Source organism: Salmonella sp. FC25216 (assembly GCF_057751355.1).
This window is the reverse complement of the sequence record NZ_JBDGON010000001.1, coordinates 171292-198285: the sequence shown is the minus strand read 5'-3', so window position 1 is coordinate 198285 and position 26994 is coordinate 171292. Positions and strand designations below refer to the sequence as shown.

Annotated in this window: 24 protein-coding genes; 11 read left to right on the top strand and 13 right to left on the bottom strand. The window is 52.6% G+C overall.

The genetic code is table 11. The features are described 5' to 3' along the window. Positions 1 to 4: 4 nt before the first annotated feature. Entirely contained in the window at positions 5 to 295 is a 291-nt protein-coding gene (gene srfN / locus AC3G3F_RS00865) for a DUF1471 family virulence protein SrfN (protein ID WP_023245664.1), read from the bottom strand. Between the two features lie 696 nt (positions 296 to 991). Between srfN and AC3G3F_RS00860 the strand changes: the two genes are divergently transcribed. Continuing rightward, positions 992 to 2881: a sulfatase family protein gene (locus tag AC3G3F_RS00860; RefSeq protein ID WP_053529494.1), complete on the top strand. Its 1890-nt coding sequence runs from the start codon at positions 992 to 994 to the stop codon at positions 2879 to 2881. 205 nt (positions 2882 to 3086) lie between these two features. Here the strand turns inward: AC3G3F_RS00860 and caiD are convergent, their stop codons facing one another. The 5 genes from caiD to caiT all read right to left on the bottom strand — a co-directional run bounded on the left by caiD (position 3087) and on the right by caiT (position 9614). Further along, positions 3087 to 3872 (bottom strand): crotonobetainyl-CoA hydratase, encoded by a 786-nt coding sequence (gene caiD / locus AC3G3F_RS00855; protein ID WP_023245666.1) that lies wholly within the window; start codon positions 3870 to 3872, stop codon positions 3087 to 3089. 114 nt (positions 3873 to 3986) lie between these two features. Continuing rightward, positions 3987 to 5540: a crotonobetaine/carnitine-CoA ligase gene (caiC, locus tag AC3G3F_RS00850; protein WP_079817152.1), complete on the bottom strand. Its 1554-nt coding sequence runs from the start codon at positions 5538 to 5540 to the stop codon at positions 3987 to 3989. 62 nt (positions 5541 to 5602) lie between these two features. Then, positions 5603 to 6823, bottom strand: coding sequence for an L-carnitine CoA-transferase (gene caiB, locus AC3G3F_RS00845; protein ID WP_053529493.1), 1221 nt, complete (start codon positions 6821 to 6823; stop codon positions 5603 to 5605). Positions 6824 to 6922: 99 nt separating this feature from the next. After that, positions 6923 to 8065, bottom strand: coding sequence for a crotonobetainyl-CoA dehydrogenase (gene caiA / locus AC3G3F_RS00840; RefSeq protein ID WP_000347100.1), 1143 nt, complete (start codon positions 8063 to 8065; stop codon positions 6923 to 6925). 31 nt (positions 8066 to 8096) lie between these two features. Then, complete coding sequence (gene caiT, locus AC3G3F_RS00835; protein ID WP_000845326.1) at positions 8097 to 9614, bottom strand: L-carnitine/gamma-butyrobetaine antiporter; 1518 nt, start codon at positions 9612 to 9614, stop codon at positions 8097 to 8099. Positions 9615 to 10092: 478 nt separating this feature from the next. Here caiT and AC3G3F_RS00830 point away from each other — a divergent pair, with 478 nt between their 5' ends. The 9 genes from AC3G3F_RS00830 to folA all read left to right on the top strand — a co-directional run bounded on the left by AC3G3F_RS00830 (position 10093) and on the right by folA (position 18366). Then, on the top strand, positions 10093 to 10866 hold the full coding sequence (locus AC3G3F_RS00830; protein WP_023245669.1) for an electron transfer flavoprotein FixA: 774 nt from the start codon (positions 10093 to 10095) through the stop codon (positions 10864 to 10866). A gap of 9 nt (positions 10867 to 10875) precedes the next feature. Next, positions 10876 to 11820: an electron transfer flavoprotein subunit alpha/FixB family protein gene (locus AC3G3F_RS00825; RefSeq protein WP_070801421.1), complete on the top strand. Its 945-nt coding sequence runs from the start codon at positions 10876 to 10878 to the stop codon at positions 11818 to 11820. 48 nt (positions 11821 to 11868) lie between these two features. After that, the gene (locus tag AC3G3F_RS00820; protein WP_079817150.1) at positions 11869 to 13155 is read left to right on the top strand and encodes an FAD-dependent oxidoreductase; all 1287 of its coding nucleotides are present in this window, start codon (positions 11869 to 11871) and stop codon (positions 13153 to 13155) included. Then, positions 13152 to 13439, top strand: a complete 288-nt coding sequence (gene fixX, locus AC3G3F_RS00815; protein WP_000203755.1) for a ferredoxin-like protein FixX — start codon at positions 13152 to 13154, stop codon at positions 13437 to 13439. Before AC3G3F_RS00820 ends, fixX begins: the two co-directional genes overlap by 4 nt. A gap of 104 nt (positions 13440 to 13543) precedes the next feature. After that, positions 13544 to 14884: an MFS transporter gene (locus tag AC3G3F_RS00810; RefSeq protein ID WP_053508856.1), complete on the top strand. Its 1341-nt coding sequence runs from the start codon at positions 13544 to 13546 to the stop codon at positions 14882 to 14884. Between the two features lie 88 nt (positions 14885 to 14972). Next, positions 14973 to 15203, top strand: a complete 231-nt coding sequence (locus tag AC3G3F_RS00805; RefSeq protein ID WP_001172089.1) for a YgdI/YgdR family lipoprotein — start codon at positions 14973 to 14975, stop codon at positions 15201 to 15203. Positions 15204 to 15302: 99 nt separating this feature from the next. Continuing rightward, positions 15303 to 15833: a glutathione-regulated potassium-efflux system oxidoreductase KefF gene (kefF, locus tag AC3G3F_RS00800; RefSeq protein ID WP_053508854.1), complete on the top strand. Its 531-nt coding sequence runs from the start codon at positions 15303 to 15305 to the stop codon at positions 15831 to 15833. Then, complete coding sequence (gene kefC / locus AC3G3F_RS00795; RefSeq protein WP_053529489.1) at positions 15826 to 17688, top strand: glutathione-regulated potassium-efflux system protein KefC; 1863 nt, start codon at positions 15826 to 15828, stop codon at positions 17686 to 17688. Before kefF ends, kefC begins: the two co-directional genes overlap by 8 nt. Before the next feature lie 198 nt (positions 17689 to 17886). Beyond that, the gene (gene folA, locus AC3G3F_RS00790) at positions 17887 to 18366 is read left to right on the top strand and encodes a type 3 dihydrofolate reductase (protein WP_000624378.1); all 480 of its coding nucleotides are present in this window, start codon (positions 17887 to 17889) and stop codon (positions 18364 to 18366) included. A 94-nt stretch (positions 18367 to 18460) separates the two neighbouring features. Here the strand turns inward: folA and apaH are convergent, their stop codons facing one another. The 6 genes from apaH to lptD are packed head-to-tail and all read right to left on the bottom strand — an operon-like array spanning position 18461 to position 25207. Then, a complete protein-coding gene (gene apaH, locus AC3G3F_RS00785) occupies positions 18461 to 19309 on the bottom strand; it encodes a bis(5'-nucleosyl)-tetraphosphatase (symmetrical) ApaH (protein ID WP_023245677.1) in 849 nt (282 codons plus the stop codon). Between the two features lie 10 nt (positions 19310 to 19319). Next, complete coding sequence (apaG, locus tag AC3G3F_RS00780; RefSeq protein WP_000610894.1) at positions 19320 to 19697, bottom strand: Co2+/Mg2+ efflux protein ApaG; 378 nt, start codon at positions 19695 to 19697, stop codon at positions 19320 to 19322. A 2-nt stretch (positions 19698 to 19699) separates the two neighbouring features. After that, a complete protein-coding gene (gene rsmA / locus AC3G3F_RS00775) occupies positions 19700 to 20521 on the bottom strand; it encodes a 16S rRNA (adenine(1518)-N(6)/adenine(1519)-N(6))-dimethyltransferase RsmA (RefSeq protein ID WP_023245678.1) in 822 nt (273 codons plus the stop codon). Next, entirely contained in the window at positions 20518 to 21507 is a 990-nt protein-coding gene (gene pdxA, locus AC3G3F_RS00770; protein WP_053508849.1) for a 4-hydroxythreonine-4-phosphate dehydrogenase PdxA, read from the bottom strand. The genes rsmA and pdxA overlap by 4 nt, the downstream gene beginning before the upstream one ends. Next, entirely contained in the window at positions 21507 to 22793 is a 1287-nt protein-coding gene (gene surA / locus AC3G3F_RS00765) for a peptidylprolyl isomerase SurA (protein ID WP_023245680.1), read from the bottom strand. The genes pdxA and surA overlap by 1 nt, the downstream gene beginning before the upstream one ends. Before the next feature lie 53 nt (positions 22794 to 22846). Beyond that, on the bottom strand, positions 22847 to 25207 hold the full coding sequence (gene lptD / locus AC3G3F_RS00760) for an LPS assembly protein LptD (protein WP_023245681.1): 2361 nt from the start codon (positions 25205 to 25207) through the stop codon (positions 22847 to 22849). Between the two features lie 253 nt (positions 25208 to 25460). On the opposite strand from lptD, the gene djlA reads away from it, so the two are divergent. Then, positions 25461 to 26270, top strand: coding sequence for a co-chaperone DjlA (gene djlA, locus AC3G3F_RS00755; RefSeq protein ID WP_023245682.1), 810 nt, complete (start codon positions 25461 to 25463; stop codon positions 26268 to 26270). A 58-nt stretch (positions 26271 to 26328) separates the two neighbouring features. Here djlA and rluA read toward each other — a convergent pair whose 3' ends face one another. Next, positions 26329 to 26988 (bottom strand): bifunctional tRNA pseudouridine(32) synthase/23S rRNA pseudouridine(746) synthase RluA, encoded by a 660-nt coding sequence (gene rluA, locus AC3G3F_RS00750; RefSeq protein WP_053508846.1) that lies wholly within the window; start codon positions 26986 to 26988, stop codon positions 26329 to 26331. Between the last annotated feature and the right edge of the window lie 6 nt (positions 26989 to 26994).

Here is a 26994-nt window from a genome sequence, read left to right as displayed (position 1 = left end):
ATTTTTATTTCGCCGCATCATTATAAACTTCGGCAACGGCTTCAAAATTCGGACCATGCTCTCGCGCAGCAATAATATGGTAATATTTCCCGCCTTTCGCATCTGCTAACTCTGAAAGTTTTTCACGCAAATCAGTTGGTGAGGAAATCTGCCCGCCACTCTGGGACACATTTACTGTACCGACCTTAACCAGTTTGAAGTGGCTGATTTCTTGCTTAGAGACCTGTTCTGCTGCAAGCGTACTGAATGAAGAGATCGTTGCCAGTAATGCTACGGCGATAATGCGTTTTTTCATAGTTCTGTTCCTGTTATATTGATGGTAATGTTTGTGCAGTATCAGCAATCCGTACCGAACTTATTTATAAGTTCGGTTGATTATTCTAAATAGACTTGTTTGACATAACAGCCTTATATATTGTTATAGCCGCCCCTTTATGTTTTTGTCAATGTAAAATAATGCTTTAAAGGTTAAAAAGAAACATAACCCTATATAAATAATGGATTTTATATTGCTGTTTGTAATGGCGGAAAGGTTATTGAATCACGCAGTAATGCGATAGTTTTTATCCATAAGCAATATAACAGAATTGAGTTATGTTTTAATTTCGCAGGGTGATATTACCGGTTGTATGTCCGTTGTGGCGCGGCTTGTTGCTAATGGTATGCTTTTCCAGGGAAATTTCATTGCAGCGACATAGGGTAATCGCCGTAGCTGAGGGGAAATGGAGCGAGTATGGTGCTATAAGGTATGTTTAATAATGTATTTTTTTATGAAGTAATGTCTGGAGTTGTATCTCTAAAATAAAAACAATGTATTTTTCGGCTAAATAATTTTCTGATGAATATTGTCATTTACTAATATATTTCTAATTTGAAATATAAATCAATTTATAACACATATTCTTACCCGGAAAACATTGATATATGTCCTCGCTTACTCGTACAGTAATAAATGAATATGTGATAATTTACTGACAACAGGTATAATAATATGAGTAATAAAAAAAATCTGTCTACAGAAGAGACGGATCTTACGCGTAGGAAACTGTTAACCAGCGCCGGTATTCTTGCCGCCGGCGGTATGTTATCCGGCGCGGTAAAAGCTGATGAAAAATGCGCCGTTAAGGCGAAACCGGCCTGGGATAAACCGTTTACCGGCGAGATCCCGGAGAAATTGCCAGAAGGATATAATATTCTGTTAGTCGTGACCGACCAGGAGCGTTTTTTCCCTACGTTTCCTTTCCCGGTACCCGGCAGAGAGCGGCTCATGAAAACGGGGGTGACATTCTGTAACCACCAGAATACCAGTAATGTTTGTACGCCTTCCCGCTCCGTATTGTATACCGGCTTACATATGCCCCAGACAAAGATGTTTGATAATCTGGGATTACCCTGGATGCCCTATGACCTTGACCCCGCTCTTGGAACTACAGGACATATGATGCAGGAACTGGGATATTATACGGCCTATAAAGGTAAGTGGCATCTTACAGAAAAACTGGAGAAGCCTCTGCCTGACGAAAAAGATGAGGATATTGATGTCGGGAATATTCCTGAACCAGAATTACATAAAATTATGGAAAAATATGGTTTTTCTGACTATCACGGCATCGGCGATATTATAGGCCATAGTAAAGGCGGCTATTTTTATGATTCAACCACCACGGCTCAGACTATAAATTGGTTAAGATGCAAGGGGCAGCCCCTGAATGACCAACACAAGCCCTGGTTCCTGGCCGTTAACCTCGTTAATCCCCATGACGTGATGTTTATTGATACCGATAAGGAGGGAGAAAAGGTACAGTGGCGTGGCGAGCTGGATCAGGATGATAATACCCTGGCGCCCACGCAGCCGCCGGAAAACGCGCTTTATCAGGCAAGCTGGTTGAACTATCCGCTGCCGGCAAACAGGCATCAATCATTCAATGAGCAGGGAAGACCGCCAGCGCATCTTGAATACCAGACGGCGCGCGCTGCGCTGGAAGGGCAGTTTCCTGATGAAGATCGTCGTTGGCGTAAACTGCTTGACTACTATTTCAACTGTATCCGCGATTGTGATACTCACCTTGACCGGATATTAAATGAACTTGATGCCCTCAAGTTGACTGATAAAACGATTGTTGTATTTACTGCCGATCATGGCGAATTAGGCGGAAGCCATCAGATGCACGGTAAAGGCGCTTCCGTTTATAAAGAACAGATCCATGTGCCGATGATTATTTCCCACCCGGCGTATCCAGGTAATAAGAAATGTCAGGCGTTGACCTGTCATCTTGATATCGCGCCGACATTAGTTGGACTGACCGGTTTGCCGGAAGAAAAACAGCACAAAGCGTTAGGCAACCGGAAAGGCGTTAATTTTAGCAGATTGCTAAAAAACCCGGAAGGCGTTGCGGTTAATGCGGTGAGAAACGCCAGCTTATATTGCTATGGCATGATCCTGTATACCGATGCCCATTATCTCCACCGCGTTATAGCGCTACAAAGAGATAAGCAAAAAACGGTGGCGCAAATCAAGCAGGAAATCTCCCATTTGCATCCTGATTTCAGCCATCGTTCAGGGACGCGCATGATTAACGATGGCCGTTATAAGTTTGCGCGCTATTTTTCGCTAAGGGAGCATAATACGCCGGAAACCTGGGAGGATCTTATTAAATACAACGATCTTGAACTTTACGATCTTAAAAATGATCCCGATGAGAACCATAACCTTGCTGCTGATAAAGAGAAATATCAGGATCTCATTCTGATGATGAATGAAAAACTGAATAAAATTATCAAAGACGAAATTGGCGTGGATGACGGCAGCTTTATGCCGGATGCCACCCGCGAGCCGTGGGATCTTACCATTGAGCAGTTTAACCGCATGGCGAAAGATTAAGCGCCTGACCCATTAGGTTAATTTATGTGTCGGCGATCTGGCGTCCACCGTGGTCTGGTGGTTCAGATGCTGTTGGCGCTGCGCTTATCGGGCCTGTATCATCATTTAATCTATTGATATTGCAATAATTACAGGCATATTTAGCGCAGCGCCGCCCGACAAGAAGACCTTAAACCGGTTTGTCAGCGGTTCAAGGCTGCTATCATCACCGACCTTTCCACACCGGATCGCGCTTTTCCGCAAACGCCTGTGGCCCTTCGAGGGCATCTTCCGAGTGCAGGACGGCGGGATAGTGTCTCAGCGCGCCGCTACGGATATAGCGATAGCCCTCTTCGACTGACATATCGCGAGTGGTGCGGGTCATTTCTTTCAAGGCGGCGACCGCCAGGGGGGCGCTTTGCACCAGTTGTTGCGCCAGTTCACGGGCGCTGTCCATTAACTCATGTGGACTGACGACGCGATTTACCACTCCCCAGCGCAGCGCTTCTTCCGCTGTCATGCGTCTGCCGGTCATCACCATATCATTGACGATCGCAGGCGGCAGGATCTTCGGTAGACGCAGTACGCCGCCGCTATCTGGCACAATACCAAGTTTTGCTTCCGGCAGCGCGAAGCTGGCGTGATCCGCGCAGATAATGAAATCCGCCGCCAGCGCCAGTTCGAATCCGCCGCCGAAAGCGTAGCCGTTGACCGCGGCAATCACCGGTTTATCAAGATCAAAAAGCTCGGTTAAACCGGCAAAACCGCCGGGGCCGAAATCCGCATCCGGCGCTTCACCTTCGGCGGCGGCTTTTAAATCCCAGCCGGCTGAAAAAAACGTCTCTCCCGCCCCGGTGACAATCGCTACGCGTAAATGCGGATCGTCCCGGAAGCGCAGAAAGGCCTCACCCATCGCAAAACTGGTTCTGGCGTCAATCGCGTTCGCTTTCGGGCGATCGAGCGTAATTTCAAGAATGGGGCCATTACGGGTCAGGTGCAATGATTCACTCATATCTTCAATCCTTTATTCGCTTATTCCCTTTTCAGGGCCACAGTTATCCGCCAGAAATATCTCTATTTCCACGACAATGTTGATGTATTCAGCGGGCAGTGCCCGCCGGAGAGGTTATTTCAGATTTTTTTTAATGATTTTTCCTGAACAATTACGGGGCAAATCTTTTCTTATTTCCAGATATGACGGTACTTTAAATTTCGCCATATTTGCCTCACAAAACGTAAAAAAATCTTCCTCGGTTAATGTCTCACCTTCATTGAGTACCACAAACGCTTTAATAGCTTCATCACGAATATCATCCTTAATACCGATAACCACGATATCCTGAATTTTAGGATGCCCGGCGATGATATTTTCCAGCTCGACGCAAGAGACATTTTCTCCGCCGCGCTTAATCATGTTGCAGCGACGATCGACGAAATAGAAAAAACCTTCCTCATCACGATAGCCGGAATCGCCGGTATGTAGCCAGCCGTTAGGCTCAAGCGCTTTGGCTGTAGCGTCCGGGCGTTCGAAATAGGCTTTAAAAAGCGTTTTACCTGGAATGCCTTTAACGCATATTTCCCCGATTTCGCCGGGAGGCAACGCACGATTTTGCTCATCGCGAATCTCCGCTTCATAGCAAAAACCCGGACGACCAATCGACGGCCAGCGTCGCTTATCGCCGGGGCGGTCGCCGATAATACCGACGATAGTTTCCGTCATACCATAAGAGGTGAGCAGTCGGACGCCGAAGCGTTCGATAAAGGCCTCTTTCTCTTGCACGGAGAGGTTGAGGTAAAACATCACTTCGCGTAAACAGTGGTGACGATCGTCAGCGGCGGGCGGCTGCGTCATTAACGTTCGGATCATCATCGGGATACATTCGGTGACGGTCGCGCAATATTTTCTCACCTGTCCCCAGAAGGCGCGGGCGCTGTATTTTTCGATCAGCACAAACGTAGCGCCCGCTGAAAAGGCCGCCATCGCCGCCGTACACTGGCAGTCAATGTGAAAGGCGGGCATGACGGTTAGATAAACATCATCTTCGCGCAACGCGCATTGCCAGGCGGAGTAGTAGCCAGCAAAACGTAAATTATAGTGAGTAATCACTACCCCTTTCGGGCGGGACGTTGTGCCGGAGGTAAAAAGGATTTCCGCGGTATCCTCAGGCGTTAACGGCGGCGTATAAAGCAGGACGTCGGGCTGCTGCGCTTTCAGCGTGTGAAAGTGGCTAACGCCTTCTTCGACCGGGAGCGTCGGGCCGATCAGACAAATATGCCTGAGCGGCGTATGCCCTTCCTGTTGAGTCTGACGATACATCGGATAAAACGGCGCGCTGGTGACCAGTAACGATGTCCGGCTATTTTGCAGTATCCAGGCGCTCTCCTCGCGCAATAATCTGGCATTAATCGGCACGACGATGGCGCCGATTTTTGCCAGCCCAAACCAGCAAAAGATAAATTCCGGGCAATTGTCCAGATGCAAAGCAACGTTGTCGCCTTTACGTACGCCTAAGGAATAGAAAAGGTTTGCCGTGCGATTGATCTCTCTATTCAGTGCGGCATAGCTGAAGTGTTGTCCTTCTCCCGCGCAGGATTCAAAAATTAACGCCGTTTTGTCTTCATATATTCCGGCCAGGTCGTCCCACATCTGACGTAAGTGTTGTCCGCCTACAATATCCATTGCACTTTTATCCACAAAATCAGGCGTGAGCGCTAACCGGAAAACCGATTAGCGCATCGCGTTTAATCCTCAACTTTGGCCAGCCCTTTGCCGACCAGTTCCTTAATATCTGCTTCGCTATAACCAATATTTTTCAGAATGGCGGCGGTATCCATGCCGTGTGACGGCATGGCGCGCCAGATTTTCCCCGGGTTGTTTTTGAATTTCGGCATGACATTCGGCCCCTTACAGGTGCGACCGTCCATCGTTTGCCACTGGGTAATGGACTCACGGGCCACGTACTGCGGATGATGTTCCAGCTCCGGAATAGTCAGCACTTTTGCGCAGGCGATATTCAGTTCGGCAAAACGCGCCTGAACGTCAGCAATAGAACGCGTCGCCAGCCAGGTATCCAGTTTTTCTTCCACCAGCGGCCCATAAGGGCATTCGATACGGTGAATCAACTGCGTGCCTTCCGGCACTTCCGGCGTACCGAGAATATGCGCGAGGCCGATATCTTTAAAGCATTCGTTAATTTGCGTAATGCCGACTAACTCCATCACGATATAACCGTCGGCGCATTTATATAATCCGCAACCGGCGTAATAAGGGTCTTTACCTTTGGTCATTCGCGGGCAGATTTCGCCGCCGTTGAAGTAATCCATCATAAAATACTGCCCCATCCGCAACATCACTTCATACATCGCAATATCAATACTTTCGCCTTTACCGGTTTCCCGTACTTTATGCAGCGCCGCCAGCGCCGAGGTAGTGGCGGTCAGGCCGGAAAAATAGTCGGCGGTGTAGGGAAAGGCGGGCATCGGTTGGTCGATATCGCCGTTTTGGATCAGATAGCCGCTGAACGCCTGGGCGATGGTATTGTAAGCCGGCAGATGGGTATACTCTTCGTCGCCAAACTGACCGAAGCCGGAAAGATGGGCGATAACCAGTTTCGGGTTATGTTCCCACAGTACTTCATCGGTAATGCCGCGGCGGGCGAACGCCGGGCCTTTGCTGGCTTCAATAAAGATATCGGTCGTTTCCATTAATTTCAGAAACGCTTCTCGTCCTTCGTTTTTAAAGATGTTCAGGGAAAGGGCGTGCAGATTACGACGTGAAAGCTGCGGATAATTCGGCTGGACGCGAATGGTATCGGCCCAGGCCACGTTTTCGATCCAGATAACCTCCGCGCCCCATTCTGCGAACATTTGTCCGGCGAACGGCCCGGCGATTTCTATTCCGGAAAAGACTACCCGCAGCCCCGAGAGGGGGCCGAAGGCAGGCATTGCTAAATGCGTTGTCATGGTATCACTCCTGTTGCCGGATGCGGCGTAAACACCTATCCGGATTACAACATGCACAATCCGTAGACCCGGTAAGCGCAGCGCCACCGGGCGCTTTACTTAGCGGTACTGCTTCAGCACCGCGCGACCGAGCGTCAGGATCTGCATTTCGTCAGATCCGCCGGAAACGCGGTCAACGCGCAGATCGCGCCAGAACCGCGAAATACGATGATTCCCCGCAATGCCCACGCCGCCTAATACCTGCATGGCGCTGTCCACAACCTCAAACGCGGCGTTAGCGCAGAAGTATTTACACATGGCTGCATCGCCGGAGGTGATTGTGCCGTTGTCTGCCTTCCATGCCGCTTCCAGCAGCATATTTTTCATGGCGTTTAATTTGATCGCCATATGGGCGAATTTCTCCTGAATCAGTTGGAAGCGACCAATTGTCTCGCCAAACTGCACGCGCTGATTAGCGTAACGCGCCGCATCTTCAAAGGCGCATAGCGCCGTGCCGTAGTTGGTTAACGCCACCAGGAAACGTTCATGATCGAACTCTTCTTTAACGCGATTAAAGCCGTTACCTTCCCGACCGAACCTGTCTTTCTCGTCCAGTTCAACCTCATCGAAGGTAATTTCGCAGCAGCTATCCATACGCAGACCGAGCTTTTCCAGTTTGGTCACTTTGATGCCCGGTTTGCTCATATCCACAAACCATTCGGTATAGACAGGCTTATCCGGCGATGCGCCATCCCTTGCCATCACCACAATGTAGGGGGTGTACGCGCTACTGGTGATAAAGCACTTGCTGCCATTGAGGTAAACCTTACCATTTTTGCGGGTATAGGTGGTTTTTAAGCTCCCGACATCCGAACCGGCACCCGGCTCGGTAATTGCCGAGTTCCACATCTGCTTACCGGTGCCGCGAAAGGCCATAATCTTATCGATCTGTTCCTGGGTGCCTTCACGCAGGAAAGTGTTGAACCCGCCCGGTAATTGGTACAGCACATATGTCGGTGCGCCCAGACGCCCCAATTCCATCCATACCGCCGCAACGGTAACGAATCCGGCGTCCAGGCCACCGTGCTCTTCCGGGATCAGCAGGCTATCAATCCCCATCTCCGCCAGCGCTTTCACAAAACGTTCGGGATAGATGCTGTCACGATCGCACTCGGCAAAATAGGCTTCCCAGTTCTCACTGGCCATCAATTCACGAATACCGGCGACAAACAGTTCCTGTTCATCATTTAAATTAAAATCCATGTTCCAACCTCTTGATCTCTTGGGGTTAATTTTATTTATCTTTCCAGTGCGTTTTGGCGTCTTTGATAAAGGAGAGCGTCACCATGATGTTGACGAAGAACAGCGGGCAGCCGCCGGCGATAATGGCGGTTTGAATTGGTTTCAGCCCGCCGAGCGCCAACAAAACAATGCCAATAATGCCCACCAGTACCGACCAGCCGATCCGCACCAGCAGCGGCGGTTCTTCGCCGTCGCGTATCTCGCGACAGGTCGACATCGCCAGGGTATAAGAACAGGCGTTAATCAGCGTGACGGTGGCGATAAAGCACAGGATGAAGAATCCCCACATGGTGGCGGTACTGAGCGGCAGGGCAGCCCAGGTTTCGATAATGGCGCGCGCCACGCCGTGTTGGTCGATTAACTGCGGAATATTGAGGATATTTTTATCCATCAGCAGGAGAGTATTGCTGCCGAGGACGGTCCACAAAATCCAGGTAGAAGCCGTCAGCCCCAGCACCATGCCGAAGCAGAGTTCACGCACTGTCCGACCACGGGAAATACGGGCGAGGAAGATGCTCATCTGGATGGCGTAAATCACCCACCATGCCCAGTAAAAGACGGTCCAGCTTTGCGGGAACCCGCTTTTACCTATCGGATCGGTGTAAAACAGCATCCGCGGCAGGTACATCAACAGTGTACCGACCGAATCGGTAAAATAGTTCATGATGAAGCTGGCGCCGCTGACGATGAATACCCAGCCCAGCATCAGAAAGCTTAAATAACTGCGAACGTCGCTGGCGATTCTGACCCCTTTTTGCAAACCGCAGGCGACACAGATCGCGTTCAGGATGATCCAGCAGGTAATAATAATGGCGTCCAGCTCCAGGGTGTGCGGAATACCGAATAGATACTGCATACACTCCGTCACCAGCGGCGTCGCCAGACCGAGGCTGGTTCCCATCGCAAAGATCAGCGCCACCAGGTAGAAGTTATCGACGATGGTGCCGAAAAGCCCTTTGGCATGTTTTTCGCCGACCAGCGGTACCAGCGTGGAGCTGGGACGGATAACATCCATCTTACGGACGAAAAAGAAGTAGGCAAAAGCGACGGAGAGGAAACTGTAGGTCGCCCACGGCAGCGGGCCCCAGTGGAACAGGCTATAGGCGAGGCCAATCTCTTTCGCGCCGGTGGAGTTGGGCGCAAGGCCGAACGGCGGCGTAGAAATATAGTAATAAATTTCTATCGACCCCCAGAACAGGACGGCGGCGGAGGTACAGGAGGCGAACATCATAAAAATCCAGCTAGCGGTGCTGAATTCCGGCGGTTCATCGCCTAATTTCTTTTTCGCATAAGGACCAAAGACCAGCCAGAACCAGCCGATGAGCATGACGACCATATACCATTCAAAGGCCCATCCCCATACGTTGGTGACATAACTGAATACGGCGTTAATAACATTATTTGCCGCATCAAGATCCCGAACCGTTAGCCAACAAAGTATCCCTACGATTATAAGTGGCGGGAAAAAAACCTTTGGTTCTATTCCAGACTTTTTCTTGTCAGTTTTCATGAGTTAATTCCAGTGTCAAAACGAAATTTATGCTGCGTTCCTGGCTATTATATTTTGTTTATTTTCCTGAATATTCGACCGGTGATAATTTGACCTCAGGGCGCTTTTGCGAGTAACTCATAATGAGTATTCATCGCACGACGTTCTGTAATCTGGATCACACTTTTTTGTCGTTTATGTTGACGGTTTGTTTTGTATTTATTTCTTTATAATCAATGAAATACAGGGTTGTTGGGCGTTTTTTGCGCGCCTCTCTTTCAATATTGGTGATCCGTAAAACAATATTGAAAATTTTTATATTTTGTCGCTGACTGTTCAATATTGGTGAGGTGCTTAACAATATTGAAAGTTATGAAGAACAGGATGTGACTTTTTCAATATTGGTGATTAATGTTTTATTCCCGAATTTAAGAGCGTGATATCTGTATTTAACACCGCCGATATAGATGATCTTTCCTTCATGATTTCTGGAGATGCAATGAAGATATTGACTTGCTACAAGTGCGTGCCTGATGAACAGGATATTGTGATTAATAACGAAGATGGTTCATTAGATACCCGTAAAGCCGACGCCAAAATTAGCCAATACGATTTAAATGCGATTGAAGCCGCTTGCCAGTTAAAACAGCAGGCCAGCGATGCCGTGGTGACGGCAATGAGCGTGGGCGGCCAGGCGCTGACCAATGCCAAAGGGCGTAAAGATGTGCTTTCTCGCGGCCCTGACGATCTTATTGTCGTAATTGATGAGCAGTTTGAACAGGCGCTGCCGCAACAAACCGCCGCCGCGCTCGCCGCCGCTGCGCAAAAAGCGGGTTTTGATCTGATTATCTGCGGCGATGGCTCTTCCGATCTTTATGCTCAGCAGGTGAGCCTGCTGCTGGGTGAAACGCTGCATATCCCGGCCATTAACGGCGTGCGCAACATCCTTTCGCTGAGTGAAGACGCCCTTATCGTTGAGCGCGAGCTGGAAGATGAAATCGAAACGCTGCATATCCCGTTACCTGCGGTCGTGGCGGTCTCTACCGATATTAACTCCCCGCAAATCCCGTCGATGAAAGCGATTCTCGGCGCGGCGAAAAAGCCCGTCCAGGTCTGGTCTGCGGCGGACATCGGCTTTAGCGCGGCGGCTGACTACTCCAGCCAACGCGTCGCTGCGCCGAAACAGCGCGAGCGTCAGCGAATTGTCATTGAAGGCGAGGGCGAAGAACAGATCGCCGCATTCGCCGAAAACCTGCGCAAAATCATTAACTAAGGGGAAGTTATGAGCAAGTTTTCCAGTGTTTGGGTATTCAGCGATACGTCTTCTCGTCTGCCGGAACTGATGGGCGGCGCGCAGCATACCGGCGAACAGATTAACGTTTTCGTACTGAGCGAGGCGGATAGCGAGGCAGCGTTCCATTTTGGCGCGGATCGCGTCTGGTTTTTACGCGGTAAACCTGATGACCGTATGGTGGAAGACTATGCGGAAGCCATAGTGGAAACCCTCCATAAACATGGCGGCGAGGCGGGCATGGTACTACTGCCGAATACCCGTCGCGGAAAACTGCTGGCGGCTAAGCTCGGCTACCGTCTGGCAGCGGCGGTGTCTAACGATGCCAGTAGCGTCGTACCACAAGCGGAAGGGGCTGCGGTAAAACACATGGTTTACGGCGGGCTGGCGATGGGCGAAGAGACGATTACCTCTCCCTGGGCGGTAGTCACGCTGAGCAGCGGCGCTTTCGAACCGGCGCAGGCGGATACGGCGCGCCGCGGCGAGGCGCAGAGCGTGGAGTGGATAGCGCCGGCGATAGCGGTGACGCGTACCGCGACGCAGGCGCGTCAGAGCAACCGCGTCGATCTGGATAAAGCGCGGCTGGTGGTGAGCGTTGGACGCGGGATCGGCAGTAAAGAGAATATCGCGTTGGCACAGGCGCTGTGTCAGACCATCGGCGCGGAGCTGGCCTGCTCTCGTCCGGTCGCGGAAAACGAAAAATGGATGGAACATGAGCGTTATGTCGGTATCTCCAACCTGATGTTAAAACCCGAACTTTATCTTGCCATCGGGATCTCCGGGCAGATCCAGCACATGGTCGGGGCGAATGGATCGCAAACGATCTGCGCCATTAACAAAGATAAAAACGCGCCGATCTTCCAGTACGCGGATTACGGCATTGTGGGCGATGCGGTAAAGATCCTGCCCGCGCTGATCCAGGCATTAGCACGTTGATTGAGCAAGGCGGGGCAAAGCACGTCCCGCCGCTGACTGGGAGTTTCTATGTCTGAAGATATCTTTGACGCCATTATTGTCGGCGCAGGGCTGGCCGGGTCAGTCGCCGCGTTGGTGCTGGCGCGTGAAGGCGCGCAGGTACTGGTGATTGAGCGAGGCAATTCTGCTGGCGCGAAAAACGTCACTGGCGGTCGCCTCTACGCGCATAGCCTGGAGCGTATTCTACCCGATTTTGCGGCACGAGCGCCCGTAGAACGTCTCATTACCCATGAAAAACTCGCCTTTATGACCGAACAAGGGGTGATGGCGGTTGATTATGTTAATGCGGAGGAGCAAGCGCCTTCACAGCGTTCTTATTCCGTGCTGCGCAGTAAATTTGACGCCTGGCTGATGGAGCAGGCGGAAGAAGCGGGCGCGCAACTGATTACCGGTATCCGCGTGGATAACGTCGTACAGCGCGACGACAAGGTCGTCGGCGTGGAGGCCGATGGCGATATTATCGAAGCGAAAGTCGTGATCCTGGCGGACGGCGTCAATTCCTTGCTGGCGGAAAAGCTGGGCATGGCGAAACGCGTCAACGCCTCGCACGTTGCGGTGGGGGTGAAAGAACTGATCGAATTACCCCAATCCGTTATTGAAGATCGTTTTCAACTTCGGGGCAATGAAGGCGCAGCCTGCCTGTTCGCCGGCGCGCCGACCGCAGGGCTGATGGGCGGTGGATTTTTGTATACCAATGAAACCACGCTGTCGCTGGGGCTGGTGTGCGGTCTGCACCATCTGAACGCGGCGACAAAATCCGTGCCGCAAATGCTGGAAGATTTTAAACAGCATCCGGCGGTCGCGCCGCTGATCGCCGGCGGCAAACTGGTGGAGTATGCCGCGCACGTCGTCCCGGAGGCCGGGTTTGCTATGCAGCCTGAGCTGGTGGGCGACGGGGTGTTGATTGCCGGTGATGCTGGCGGAATGTGCATGAATCTGGGCTTTACTATCCGCGGTATGGATTTGGCCGTGGCGGCAGGAGACGCGGCGGCGAAAACCGTCCTTTCCGCACTGCGCAGCGCTGATTTCAGTCGGCAAAAACTGGCGGAATATCGCCAGCATCTCGACAACGGTCTGATGCGGGATATGCGAATGTACCAGCGTCTGCCGGCGTTTCTCGATAACCCGCGCATGTTTACCCGCTATCCGGAAATGGCGGTCGGTATCGCCCGCGATCTGTTTACCGTTGATGGCGGCGCGCCGGAGCCGATGCGTAAAAAAATCCTGCGTCATGCAAAGAAAGTCGGCCTTATCAATCTGATGAAGGACGGTATTAAAGGAGCGACCGTATTATGACTTCCCCCGTCAATGTTGACGTCAAGCTGGGCGTTAATAAATTCAACGTCGATGAAAATAACCCGCATATCGTGCTGAAAACCGAACCGGATAAGCAGGCGCTGGAGGTGCTGATTAAGGCATGTCCCGCCGGGCTGTACAAGAAGCAGGATGACGGCAGCGTGCGGTTTGACTACGCCGGCTGTCTGGAATGCGGTACCTGTCGGATTCTCGGCCTGGACAGCGCGCTGGAAAAGTGGGAATACCCGCGCGGTACCTTTGGCGTGGAGTTTCGCTACGGTTGATTGACTGCCGGATGGCGTTGCGCTTATCCGGCCTACGCTCACGGACCTGGTCGGCCTGATACGCGCAGCGCCATCAGGCAACCAGGATAAAACAGGACATAACCATGCCGCAGCCCAGGAACTTTGACGACCTTAAATTCTCCGCCATTCATCGCAGAATTATGCTGTGGGGAAGCGGCGGCCCGTTCCTTGATGGCTACGTGCTGGTGATCATTGGCGTGGCGCTGGAACAACTGACGCCGCTATTGCACCTTGATGCTGAATGGATTGGCGCGCTCGGCGCGGCTACGCTTGCCGGACTGTTTATCGGCACCTCGCTGTTTGGCTATATTTGCGATAAAGTCGGGCGGCGTAAAATGTTCCTGCTTGATATTATCGCTATCGGCGCTATCTCCGTGGCGACCATGTTTGTTTCCACGCCGCTTGAATTGCTGGTGATGCGCGTTTTAATTGGCATTGTTATCGGCGCGGATTACCCTATCGCCACGTCCATGATTACGGAGTTTTCCAATACCCGGCAGCGCGCGTTTTCCATCGGTTTTATCGCCGCGATGTGGTACGTCGGCGCGACCTGCGCCAATCTGGTGGGGTATTGGTTGTATGACATGGAAGGCGGCTGGCGCTGGATGCTTGGCAGCGCCTTTATCCCATGCTTAATCATTTTGATTGGCCGCTTTGACCTGCCGGAATCGCCACGCTGGCTATTGCGAAAAGGACGGGTAAAAGAGTGCGAACAAATGATGATCAAACTGTTCGGCGAACCGGTCTGCTTTGACGATGAGCCGCCGCAGGAGACCCGCTTCCTGCAACTGTTTAACCGCCGTCATTTCCCGTTTGTACTGTTCGTCGCGGCTATCTGGACCTGTCAGGTGATCCCGATGTTCGCTATCTATACCTTTGGGCCGCAGATCGTCGGGTTACTCGGCTGGGAACAGGGGCGCAGCGCAGCGCTCGGCAATGTGGTGATTAGCCTCTTTTTTATGCTGGGCTGTATACCGGCGATGTTCTGGCTAAACAGTATTGGCCGTCGCCCTCTGCTTATTGGCAGCTTCGCAATGATGACTATTGCGCTGGCGTTGCTGGGGCTGGTGTCAAATCTGGGCATCATACTGGTAGTGGTGGCGTTTGCGGTGTACGCCTTCTTTTCCGGCGGACCGGGCATACTGCAATGGCTTTATCCTAATGAACTCTTCCCTACGGACATTCGCGCTTCGGCCGTAGGGGTCATCATGTCATTAAGCCGCATTGGAACCATTGTCTCCACCTGGGCATTACCGATTTTTATTACTCGTTACGGTATTAATAACGTCATGCTGATTGGCGCGTTGATTTCGTTAGTCGGGCTTGGCGTATCGGTGATGTTTGCCCCGGAAACTCGCGGCTTGACGCTAACACAGACCGGAAACATGACTTTGCGCGGAACGCCATCGGATAACCCTCGTTAAGAGTGTTCTGCATTTCTCCCCGCTTTTCGCCAATAACGCTACAGTTAACAGTCACATGCTAAAACAACTGAAAAGCAGGGAGAACACCATGCAAAAACGTCTTATGACCGCACTGTTTACCGCAGCAACCCTATTCACCGTCGCAGGATGCTCTTCTAACCAGGCGGTTGAAACCACGGATGGAAAAACTATCGTCACCGACGGGAAACCCGAGGTCGATAACGATACCGGTATGGTGTCTTACAAAAACGCCGCCACCGGGAAAACCGAACAGATTAACCGCGATCAGCTGAAAAATATGAGCGAGCTGGATAATTAATTCAATTTTTTCTGATTAGCTGCTCAATAATATTCACTATTAGCCTGGTGAATTTGTCACTACACTTTGTGATAAAAAACCGATAATCACAGGCTAATCATGATCCTCATTATTTATGCGCATCCGTATCCGCATCACTCTCATGCGAATAAACGGATGCTTGAACAGGCAGGGACGCTGGAAAACGTCGAAATACGTTCGCTTTATCACCTCTATCCCGATTTTAATATTGACGTTGCCGCCGAGCAGCAGGCGCTGTCGCGCGCGAGTCTTATCGTCTGGCAGCATCCGATGCAGTGGTACAGCGTCCCTCCTTTACTCAAATTATGGATGGATAAAGTCCTCGCCCACGGCTGGGCCTACGGTCATGGCGGTACGGCATTGCACGGTAAACATCTGCTGTGGGCGGTAACGACCGGCGGTGGTGAAAACCATTTTGCTATCGGTTCACATCCGGGATTTGACGTCCTTTCTCAGCCGCTACAGGCGACGGCGCTCTATTGTGGTTTAACGTGGCTGCCGCCGTTTGCCATGCACTGCACGTTCATTTGCGATAACGAGACCTTACAGGCGCAGGCGCGTCAGTATAAACAGCGTTTACTGGCATGGCAGGAGGCGAATCATGGATAGTCATACTCTACTGCAGGCGCTGATCTATCTTGGTTCGGCGGCGTTGATTGTGCCGATTGCGGTACGTTTGGGCTTAGGTTCGGTGCTGGGGTATCTGATTGCGGGTTGCATTATCGGCCCCTGGGGGCTGCGACTGGTGACGGATGCCGAATCTATTCTGCATTTTGCGGAAATCGGCGTCGTGCTGATGTTGTTTGTCATTGGGCTTGAACTGGACCCGCAGCGGTTATGGAAGCTGCGCGCCTCGGTATTTGGCGGCGGCGCGTTGCAGATGGTGGTCTGCGGCGGGCTGATTGGTCTGTTCTGTATGCTTCTTGGCCTGCGTTGGCAGGTGGCGGAACTGATCGGTATGACGCTGGCGCTTTCGTCCACGGCTATCGCCATGCAGGCAATGAATGAGCGTAACCTGACCGTTTCGCAAGTGGGGCGTAGCGCATTTGCGGTGCTTTTGTTCCAGGATATCGCGGCGATCCCGCTGGTGGCGATGATTCCGCTACTGGCCGCCAGCGGCGCATCCACCACGCTTGGCGCGTTTGCGCTGTCGGCGTTAAAAGTCGCAGGCGCGTTGGCGCTGGTGGTGCTGTTGGGACGCTACGTCACGCGCCCGGCGCTGCGCTTTGTCGCGCGTTCTGGTTTGCGGGAGGTGTTCAGCGCCGTGGCGCTATTTCTGGTGTTTGGTTTCGGCCTGTTGCTCGAAGAGGTTGGGCTGTCAATGGCGATGGGCGCGTTCCTGGCGGGCGTTCTGCTGGCGAGTTCGGAATATCGTCATGCGCTGGAAAGCGATATTGAACCCTTTAAGGGATTGCTGCTGGGGCTGTTCTTTATTGGCGTCGGCATGTCGATTGATTTCGGCACGCTGGTGGAGAATCCGCTGCGTATTCTGCTGTTGTTGGTCGGTTTTCTGGCGATCAAAATCGTTATGCTGTGGCTGGTCGCGAGGCCCCTGGGCGTACCGGCAAAACAGCGTCGCTGGTTTGCCGTCTTATTAGGCCAGGGAAGTGAGTTTGCGTTTGTGGTTTTTGGCGCAGCGCAAATGGCGGATGTCCTTGAGTCGGAGTGGGCGAAAGCGCTGACGCTGGCGGTCGCGCTGTCGATGGCGGCAACGCCGATTTTTCTGGTGCTGCTGACGCGCATGGAGAAGGCCGCGACGGGCGAAGCGCGCGAGGCGGATGAAATCGATGAAGAGCAGCCGCGGGTCATTGTGGCCGGGTTTGGGCGATTTGGTCAGATAGCCGGGCGTCTGCTGCTGTCGAGCGGGGTGAAGATGGTGGTGCTCGATCACGACCCCGATCATATCGAAACGCTGCGTAAATTCGGCATGAAGGTTTTTTATGGCGACGCGACGCGTATGGATTTGCTGGAATCTGCCGGAGCGGCGAAGGCGGAGGTATTGATTAACGCCATTGACGATCCGCAAACCAATCTGCAACTGAGCGAACTGGTGAAGACGCATTTCCCGCATCTGCAGATTATCGCCCGCGCTCGTGATGTCGATCATTACATTCGCCTGCGACAGGCCGGCGTGGCGATGCCCGAACGTGAAACTTTCGAAGGCGCGCTCAAAAGCGGGCGACAGGCGCTGGAAGCGCTGGGGCTGGGGCGTTATGAAGCCCGCGAGCGCGCGGATCTGTTCCGCCATTTTAATACCCAGATGGTGGAAGAGATGGCGAAAGGGGAAAACGATCCGTTATCTCGCGCCGCCGCCTATAAACGTACCAGCGCGATGTTGAGCGAAATTATTACCGAGGATCGGGAGCATCTGTCGTTGATTCAGCGTCACGGCTGGCAGGGAACGGCTGAGGGCAAACATTCCGGGGAGGTCGCCGATGAACCCGAGGTCAAACCGTCAATCTAAAGTAAAAAATGTGATGTTCTGCAAACTTTACTGCTAATTGGCTGTTTTTGAACTACTGTAATGCTGGCGCTCCACATCAAATGAGTGGCGTCGCCAGCAGAACGAAAAATTTTCGTGCTCATCCTCTTTTCGTCAGTCGACGAAAGATTGCGCTTTACGTATAGTGGCGGCAATTTTTTTGGTATCAGGAAATAATTAATGATCAGTCTGATTGCGGCGTTAGCGGTGGATCGCGTCATCGGTATGGAAAACGCCATGCCGTGGAACCTGCCTGCCGATCTCGCCTGGTTTAAACGTAACACGTTAAATAAACCTGTCGTCATGGGACGTCACACCTGGGAATCTATCGGACGCCCCTTACCGGGACGTAAAAATATTATTATCAGCAGCCAGCCGGGCACCGACGATCGCGTGCAGTGGGTGAAGTCTGTCGATGAGGCGATTGCCGCTTGCGGCGATGCGCCGGAAATTATGGTCATTGGCGGCGGGCGCGTGTATGAGCAGTTCCTGCCAAAAGCACAGAAGCTTTATCTGACGCATATTGATGCGGAAGTCGAAGGCGATACCCATTTTCCGGATTATGAACCGGATGACTGGGAGTCGGTATTCAGTGAGTTTCACGATGCCGACGCGCAGAACTCTCACAGCTATTGTTTCGAGATTCTGGAACGGCGGTAAGCGGCGGCGGATATGTATGTTGCCGGATGGCGACGCATGGCGTCTTATCCGGCCTACGCTCACGGACTGTGTAGGCCAGATAAGCGCAGCGCCATCAGGCGTTGATTGCTTCGCCTTCGCCCATATCCATCTGGCGGTTTGACGGCTGCACAAAATACTGTTTATCTTCCCAACGTAAACAGGTCAACTCTCCGCCCCAGCAGCAGCCGGTATCCAGCGCGTAAATACCCTCCGGCGTCCCTTTCCCTTCCAGCGACGCCCAGTGCCCGAACGCGATGCTGTAAGCCTCGCTCACTGGCCCTGGAATGGCAAACCACGGCTTCAGCGGCGCAGGGGCATTTTCCGGCGACGCTTTGCTGTACATATCCAGTTGACCGTTAGGAAAGCAGTAACGCATACGGGTAAAGGCATTAGTAATAAAGCGTAGCCGCGCCAGACCGCTTAACTCCGGCGACCAGTTATTCGGCATATCGCCATACATCGCGTCGAGGAAAAACGGGTACGAGTCGCTCGACAACACCGCTTCAACATCGCGGGCGCACTCTTTTGCCGTCTGCAAATCCCACTGCGGCGTAATACCCGCATGCGCCATGACCAGCTTTTTCTCCTCGTCTACCTGCAACAGCGGCTGACGACGTAACCAATTCAGCAGCTCATCGGCGTCCGGCGCTTCAAGAAGCGGGGTTAGCCGGTCTTTGGGTTTGTTGCGGCTAATCCCGGCGAATACGGCCAGTAGATGTAAATCGTGATTCCCCAACACCAGACGCACGCTATCGCCAAGTGCTTTGACGTAGCGTAACACGTCCAGAGAACCGGGACCGCGGGCGACCAAATCGCCAGTCAGCCACAGAGTGTCTGTTTCTGGCGTAAATTCCACTTGCTGTAATAAGGCGATCAGTTCGTCGTAGCAACCGTGAACGTCGCCGATGAGGTATGTTGCCATTGCTATAATTTTAGTGAATGAGTGTAGGGACGGCGAGTCGAAACACGGGAATGTCGATGGTAAAGGCGTCGCCATTTTCATCGATCATTTCGTAATGACCCTGCATGGTGCCCAGCGGCGTTTCAATTACCGCGCCGCTGGTGTACTGATACTCTTCGCCTGGCGCAATGCGAGGCTGGACGCCAACCACACCTTCGCCCTGGACTTCAGTTTCACGGCCATGACCATTGGTAATCAGCCAGTAGCGGCCTAGTAGCTGCACTGGCGCCCGGCCCAGATTGCGGATGGTCACGGTATAGGCAAAAACGTAACGTTCATCGTCAGGTGAGGATTGCGCCTCAATATAGACGCTTTGCACCTGAATACACACTCTGGGCGAATTGATCATATTTAACTCTCCTTCAAAGGCGCGTTTTCCGACAGATAGTTGGCCATCTGGCAGTACTGCGCGACAGAGATATTTTCCGCGCGCATTGCCGGGTCAATACCCATTTCCGTCAACGTCTCAACGCTAAAAAGATTGCCGAGGCTGTTACGGATCGTTTTACGGCGCTGGTTAAAGGCCTCGGTGGTAATACGGCTCAACACGCGAATATCTTTAACCGGGTAAGGCATCGTTGCGTGTGGAACCAGACGCACCACGGCGGAGTCCACTTTGGGCGGCGGCGTGAAGGCGGATGGCGGTACTTCAAGCACCGGGATCACCTGACAGTAATATTGCGCCATCACGCTTAAACGACCATACGCTTTGCTGTTCGGCCCTGCAACCAGACGATTTACCACTTCTTTTTGCAACATAAAGTGCATGTCGGCAATGGCATCAGTATAGCTAAAGAGATGGAACATCAGCGGGGTGGAGATGTTATAGGGCAGATTGCCGAACACACGCAGCGGTTGGCCCAACAGCGCAGACAGTTCGCCAAAGTTCATGGTCATGGCGTCCTGCTGATAAATGGTCAGTTTCGGCCCTAAGAACGGATGGGTTTGCAAACGCGCCGCCAGATCGCGGTCAAGCTCGATGACCGTGAGCTTATCCAGTCGTTCGCCGACCGGTTCCGTCAGCGCCGCCAGACCGGGGCCGATTTCAACCATCGCCTGGCCTTTTTGCGGATTAATAGCAGAAACAATACTGTCGATCACAAACCGATCGTTGAGAAAGTTTTGCCCGAAGCGTTTACGGGCTAAATGGCCCTGATGGACTCGATTATTCATTGGGTATTAACAATCATTTTGATGGCGAGATTAAGCGCCGTAATAAAACTGCCGACATCCGCTTTTCCCTGGCCCGCCAGTTCAAGCGCGGTGCCGTGGTCAACGGAGGTTCGAATAAAAGGTAGGCCGAGCGTAATATTCACTCCCCGACCGAATCCCTGGTATTTTAGCACGGGCAGGCCCTGATCGTGGTACATTGCCAGCACCGCATCAGCATGGTCGAGATATTTAGGCTGAAACAGCGTATCGGCGGGCAGCGGACCGGTAAGGTGCATTCCCTGCGCGCGCAGTTCGTCGAGTACCGGAATGATAGTGTCTATCTCTTCCGTCCCCATATGGCCGCCTTCACCCGCGTGCGGGTTAAGACCGCACACCAGAATATGAGGGTTGCGCAGTCCGAATTTCGTCCGCAGATCGTGATGTAAAATAGCAATCACGTCGTGGAGTAACGCAGGCGTAATCGCATCAGCAATCGCCCGCAGCGGCAAATGCGTGGTCGCCAGCGCGACACGTAACGCTTCGGTCGCCAGCATCATCACCACTTTTTTCGCCTGCGAGCGTTCCTCAAAAAACTCCGTATGTCCGGTAAATGGAATGCCGGCGTCATTGATCACGCCTTTGTGCACCGGCCCGGTGATCAGCGCCGCGAATTCATGTTGCAGACAGCCGTCGCAGGCCCGCGCCAGCGTTTCCACCACATAGGGGCCATTTTCTACCGTCAACTGACCGGGAATAGCAGGCGCGCGCAGCGAGACCGGCAATAGGGTCAGCGTTCCCGCGGGCTGTGGCGCAGCGGGGACATCAGGCGAGTAAGGGAGAAGCGAGAGGGGCAGGCCGAGCATGGCGGCCCGCTCCGTCAGGAGCGCGCCATCCGCACAGACGACCAGTTCAATCGGCCACGCGCGTTGCGCCAGTTGGACAACAAGATCGGGGCCAATCCCGGCGGGTTCGCCGGGAGTGATAACAACGCGTTGCGCACTGCTCATTAGTTACTCAGAATCTTAACGTAAGCACTGGCTCGCTGTTCTTGCATCCAGGTCGCCGCTTCTTCTGAGAATTTACGGTTCATCAGCATACGATAAGCGCGATCTTTCTGCGCCGCGTCGGTTTTATCTACCTTACGCGTATCCAGCAATTCGATCAGATGCCAGCCGAAAGAGGAGTGTACCGGCGCGCTCATTTGGCCTTTATGCAGCTTCGTCAGCGCGTCGCGGAACGCCGGATCGAAAATATCTGGCGTAGCCCAACCTAAATCACCGCCCTGGTTAGCGGAGCCAGGGTCCTGAGAGTACTCTTTCGCCGCGGCGGCAAACGTGGTTTTACCACTCTTAATGTCAGCCGCAATTTCTTCCAGCTTCAGGCGCGCCTGCTGATCGGTCATGATCGGCGACGGCTTAAGAAGAATGTGACGAGCGTGAACTTCGGTCACGGAGATATTCGGGCTCTGACCGCGCAGGTCGTTTACTTTCAGAATGTGGAAGCCGACGCCGGAGCGAATCGGGCCGACAATGTCGCCTTTCTTTGCTGTACTCAGCGCCTGGGCGAAAATTCCCGGCAGCTCCTGAATACGGCCCCAGCCCATCTGACCGCCTTTTAACGCCTGCTGGTCGGCAGAGTAGGTAATCGCCAGTTTGCCGAAATCTGCGCCGTTACGCGCTTCTTCAACAATGCTTTCCGCCTGGCGTTGCGCGTCGTTAACCTGCCCGGAGGTGGGGTTTTCCGGCAGTGCAATCAGGATATGGCTCAGGTTCAGCTCGGTGCTGGCGTCGTTTTGGGTGCCAATCTGTTTTGCCAGCGCGTCAACTTCTTGCGGCAAAACGGTGATACGGCGACGAACCTCGTTGTTGCGCACTTCAGAGATAATCATCTCTTTACGAATCTGGTTACGGTAGGTTGAATAGTTCAGCCCATCGTAAGCCAGGCGGCTGCGCATCTGATCCATCGTCATATTGTTCTGTTTGGCGATGTTGGCGATGGCCTCATCCAACTGCTCATCCGTGATTTTCACCCCCATCTTTTGACCCATTTGCAGGATAATTTGATCCATAATCAAACGTTCCAGGATCTGATGACGCAGCGTGGCGTCGTCCGGAAGCTGCTGACCTGCCTGACCCGCGTTGAGTTTGACTGATTGCATTAAGCCATCAACGTCGCTTTCCAGCACGACGCCATTATTGACGACGGCTGCGACTTTATCGACTACCTGGGGGGCAGCGAAACTGGTATTCGCGATCATGGCGATACCGAGAAGCAGCGTTTTCCAGTTCTTCATACTTTTTCCATTTCAATTAACCGCAATGCGGATTACGTGGTAAATCAATCAGATTACATAGAGCTTTGATACGGCAGAATGTTAGAACGCAACATTTCTTGCGTGCCGAGGCCGTAGTTAGAGCTCAAACCGCGCAGCTCAATGTTGAAGCCGATCGCGTTATCATAAATCGCGTGTTGTTTATCGTTATCCCAACCGTTCAGCTTACGTTCGTATCCGACGCGGATCGCATAGCAGCAAGAGTTGTACTGCAAGCCGAGCATCTGGTCTGCAGGTTTACTCGAATTGGTATCGAAGTAGTACGCGCCGACAATTGACCAGCGATCGGCAATTGGCCAACTTGCCACCGCGCCCACCTGGTTGATGCCGTTTTTATACTGCTCTGCCGTGGAATAATACGAAGGCAACGTGGCCTGAATATATTCCGGGCTGGCATAGCGGTAGTTCAACTGTACCAGACGATCCTGATCCCGACGGTATTCGAGGCTGCTGCTGCTGGTGGCGACGCTATCCAGACGGGTATCGTACTGTACTCCGCTACGCAGACCCCAGCGTTCTGAAATACGCCAGTAAGTGTCGCCTGCCCAAACCAGCGAACCGGTTTTGTCGTCATTCTCCCATTTAATGTTGTCATCGCCGGTGCGAGACTCCGTGAAATAGTAGATTTGACCCACAGAAACGTTAAAACGTTCAACGGCGGCATCATCATAAATGCGTGTTGTGACGCCGGTCGTGACCTGGTTGGCGGAAGCAATACGGTCGAGACCGCCATAAGTGCGGTCGCGGAACAGGCCGTTATAGTCGGATTGCAGTAAAGAAGAGTCGTAGTTATAGATGCCGCTCTGGTCGCGATACGGCACATACAGGTACTGCACGCGTGGTTCCAGCGTTTGGGTATACCCCGGCGCCAGCATCGCCATATCACGTTCGAAGACTAATTTCCCGTCGACTTTAAACTGCGGCATGACGCGGTTAACCGAATCATCCAGCTTATTCACGTTCGCTGAATTATTGTTATAGGCATCCAGATTCGTTTGCTGGTAGTGCGTCGCCATCAGCTTCGCTTCGGTGTTCAGGCTGCCCCAGCGGTTGGAGAGCGGCAAGTTGATGGTCGGCTCCAGGTGGACGCGGGTCGCTTCCGGCATATCGTCTCTGGTGTTGACAAAGTGTACCGCTTGGCCGTAAATCCGGGTATCAAACGGCCCAAGATCGTTATGATAGTAGTTAACGTCTAACTGCGGCTCCGCCGAGTAGCTGCTGTTGTTCTGATCGTTAAATACCTGGAATTGCTTGGTCGACACCGTAGCGTCAAAGTTTTGTACGGCGTAGCCGACGCTGAATTTCTGCGTTGCGTAGCCGTCAGTACTGGAACCGTACTTACTATCGAAATCGTTAAAATAGCTGGAGTCGCTGACTTTGGTGTAATCGACGTTAAAACGCCACACCTGATCCATCACGCCTGAGTGCTGCCAGTAGAATAACCAGCGGTGCTTATCGCCCTCTTTGGGGTGATCGTCTTCATAGACTTTATCAGAAGGCAGATAGTCTAATTCCATCAGCCCTGCGCCCGCCTGCGTGAGATAACGGAATTCGTTCTCCCACATAATATTGCCGCGGCGGTGCATATAGTGCGGGGTAATGGTGGCGTCCATATTGGGCGCGATGTTCCAGTAATACGGTAAGTAGAATTCGAAATAGTTCTTGGTCGTGTATTTCGCGTTCGGGATCAGGAAACCTGAGCGACGTTTGTCACCGACGGGTAGCTGTAAATAGGGGCTATAAAAGATCGGAACCGGACCGACTTTAAACCGGGCGTTCCAGATTTCCGCAACCTGTTCTTCACGGTCATGGATGACTTCACTCCCCACCACGCTCCAGGTATTGGAGCCAGGCAAACAGGAGGTAAAGCTGCCGTTTTCCAGAATGGTATAGCGGTTTTCGCCGCGCTGCTTCATGAGGTCGGCTTTACCGCGCCCCTGACGGCCCACCATTTGGTAGTCGCCTTCCCAGACGTTCGTGTCTTTGGTGTTCAGGTTCGCCCAGCCCTTCGGCCCTTTCAGGATGACCTGATTGTCATCATAATGGACATTACCCAGCGCATCGACGGTACGTACAGGTTCCGGCTGACCTTCCGCCTGCTTCTGATGAAGTTGTACTTCATCCGCTTGCAGGCGACTATTCCCCTGCATAATGTCCACGTTGCCGGTAAAAACGGCATCGTCCGGGTAGTTACCTTTAGCGTTATCGGCATTGATAGTGACTGGCAGATCGTTGGTATCGCCTTTTACCAGAGGACGATCATAGCTCGGCACGCCCAACATACACTGTGAGGCAAGATCGGCTGCCAGACCCTGATGACTATAAAGGGCGCTGGCGATCATGGTGGCCAGAAGAGTGGGAATACGTTTTTTCATACGTTGTATTTATTGTTCCATCATCGGTAGCGTTGCGCGTGACAAACGGTCACAGCCTAACTTACTCATCTTCGCTGCGCCAGTGTTAATCCTGCCGTTTAGCGTCTGTGGTGTTAGGCACGGCATTGAATGACAGGTATGATAATGCAAATTATAGGCGATGTCCCACAATTGACCGTAGCCTTCATTCGCGGAAAAGCACCTTATTTTGTGGGAGATAGCCTCACCGATAGCGTAACGTTTTGGGGAGTCTATGCAGTACTGGGGAAAGATAATTGGCGTCGCCGTCGCCCTGATAATGGGCGGCGGCTTTTGGGGCGTGGTCCTGGGTCTGTTGGTGGGCCATATGTTCGACAAAGCCCGCAGCAGAAAAATGGCGTGGTTTGCCAACCAGCGGGAACGACAAGCGCTGTTTTTTGCCACCACCTTTGAGGTGATGGGCCACTTAACCAAATCAAAAGGACGGGTGACGGAAGCGGATATTCATATCGCCAGTCAGTTGATGGATCGCATGAATTTACACGGCGATTCACGTACTGCCGCGCAGAACGCCTTTCGGGTCGGAAAAGCGGATAATTACCCATTACGTGAAAAGATGCGACAGTTTCGCAGCGTTTGCTTCGGGCGTTTTGATCTGATTCGGATGTTTCTGGAAATTCAGATCCAGGCGGCGTTTGCCGATGGCTCGTTGCACCCTAATGAGCGGGAAGTGCTGTATGTGATTGCGGAGGAGTTAGGCATTTCCCGCGTGCAGTTCGATCAGTTTTTGCGCATGATGCAGGGCGGCGCGCAGTTTGGCGGCGGTTATCATCAACAGTCCGGCGGCTGGCAGCAGACGCAGCGCGGCCCGACTCTGGAAGATGCCTGTAATGTGCTGGGTGTTAAAACCACCGACGATGCGACCACCATTAAACGCGCTTATCGCAAGCTGATGAGCGAGCATCATCCCGATAAGCTGGTGGCGAAAGGATTGCCGCCGGAAATGATGGAGATGGCGAAGCAAAAAGCGCAGGAAATTCAGAAAGCATATGAATTAATTAAAGAACAGAAAGGATTTAAGTAACCGTTTTGCCGGATAGCGACGCGTGGCGTCTTATCCGGCCTACAATCGGGCGTTTTCGCTAAAAATCCGCTGGCGCTTTAAAGGTCATGCTGGTGCCGTAAGCGGGGTGGGTAATGGTCAGCATTTCGGCATGTAACTGCAAACGCGGCGCCAGAGCCAGTGCTTCCGGCGAGGCGTAAAATCGATCGCCTAAAATCGGGTGACCTAACGCCAGCATATGCACACGAAGCTGATGCGAACGTCCGGTGATCGGTTTGAGCACCACGCGGGCGGTATTATCCGCCGCAAAGTCCACCACGTTATATTCCGTTTGCGCCGGTTTGCCGGTTTCATAACACACTTTCTGCTTTGGCCGGTTCGGCCAGTCGCAGATGAGCGGTAAGTCAACCACCCCTTCCGCAGGGGAGGGATGCCCCCATACACGCGCCACATACTGCTTTTTCGGCTCACGTTCGCGGAACTGGCGTTTTAGCTCCCGCTCCGCGGCTTTGGTCAGCGCCACTACAATCACGCCGCTGGTGGCCATATCCAGACGATGCACCGACTCTGCCTGCGGGTAGTCGCGCTGGATACGCGTCATAATGCTGTCTTTGTGCGCTTCCAGACGTCCCGGCACGGACAACAGACCGCTGGGCTTGTTGACCACCATAATGTGCTCATCCTGATACAGGATAACCAGCCAGGGTTCCTGCGGCGGATTGTAGTTTTCCATCCCCATGTACGG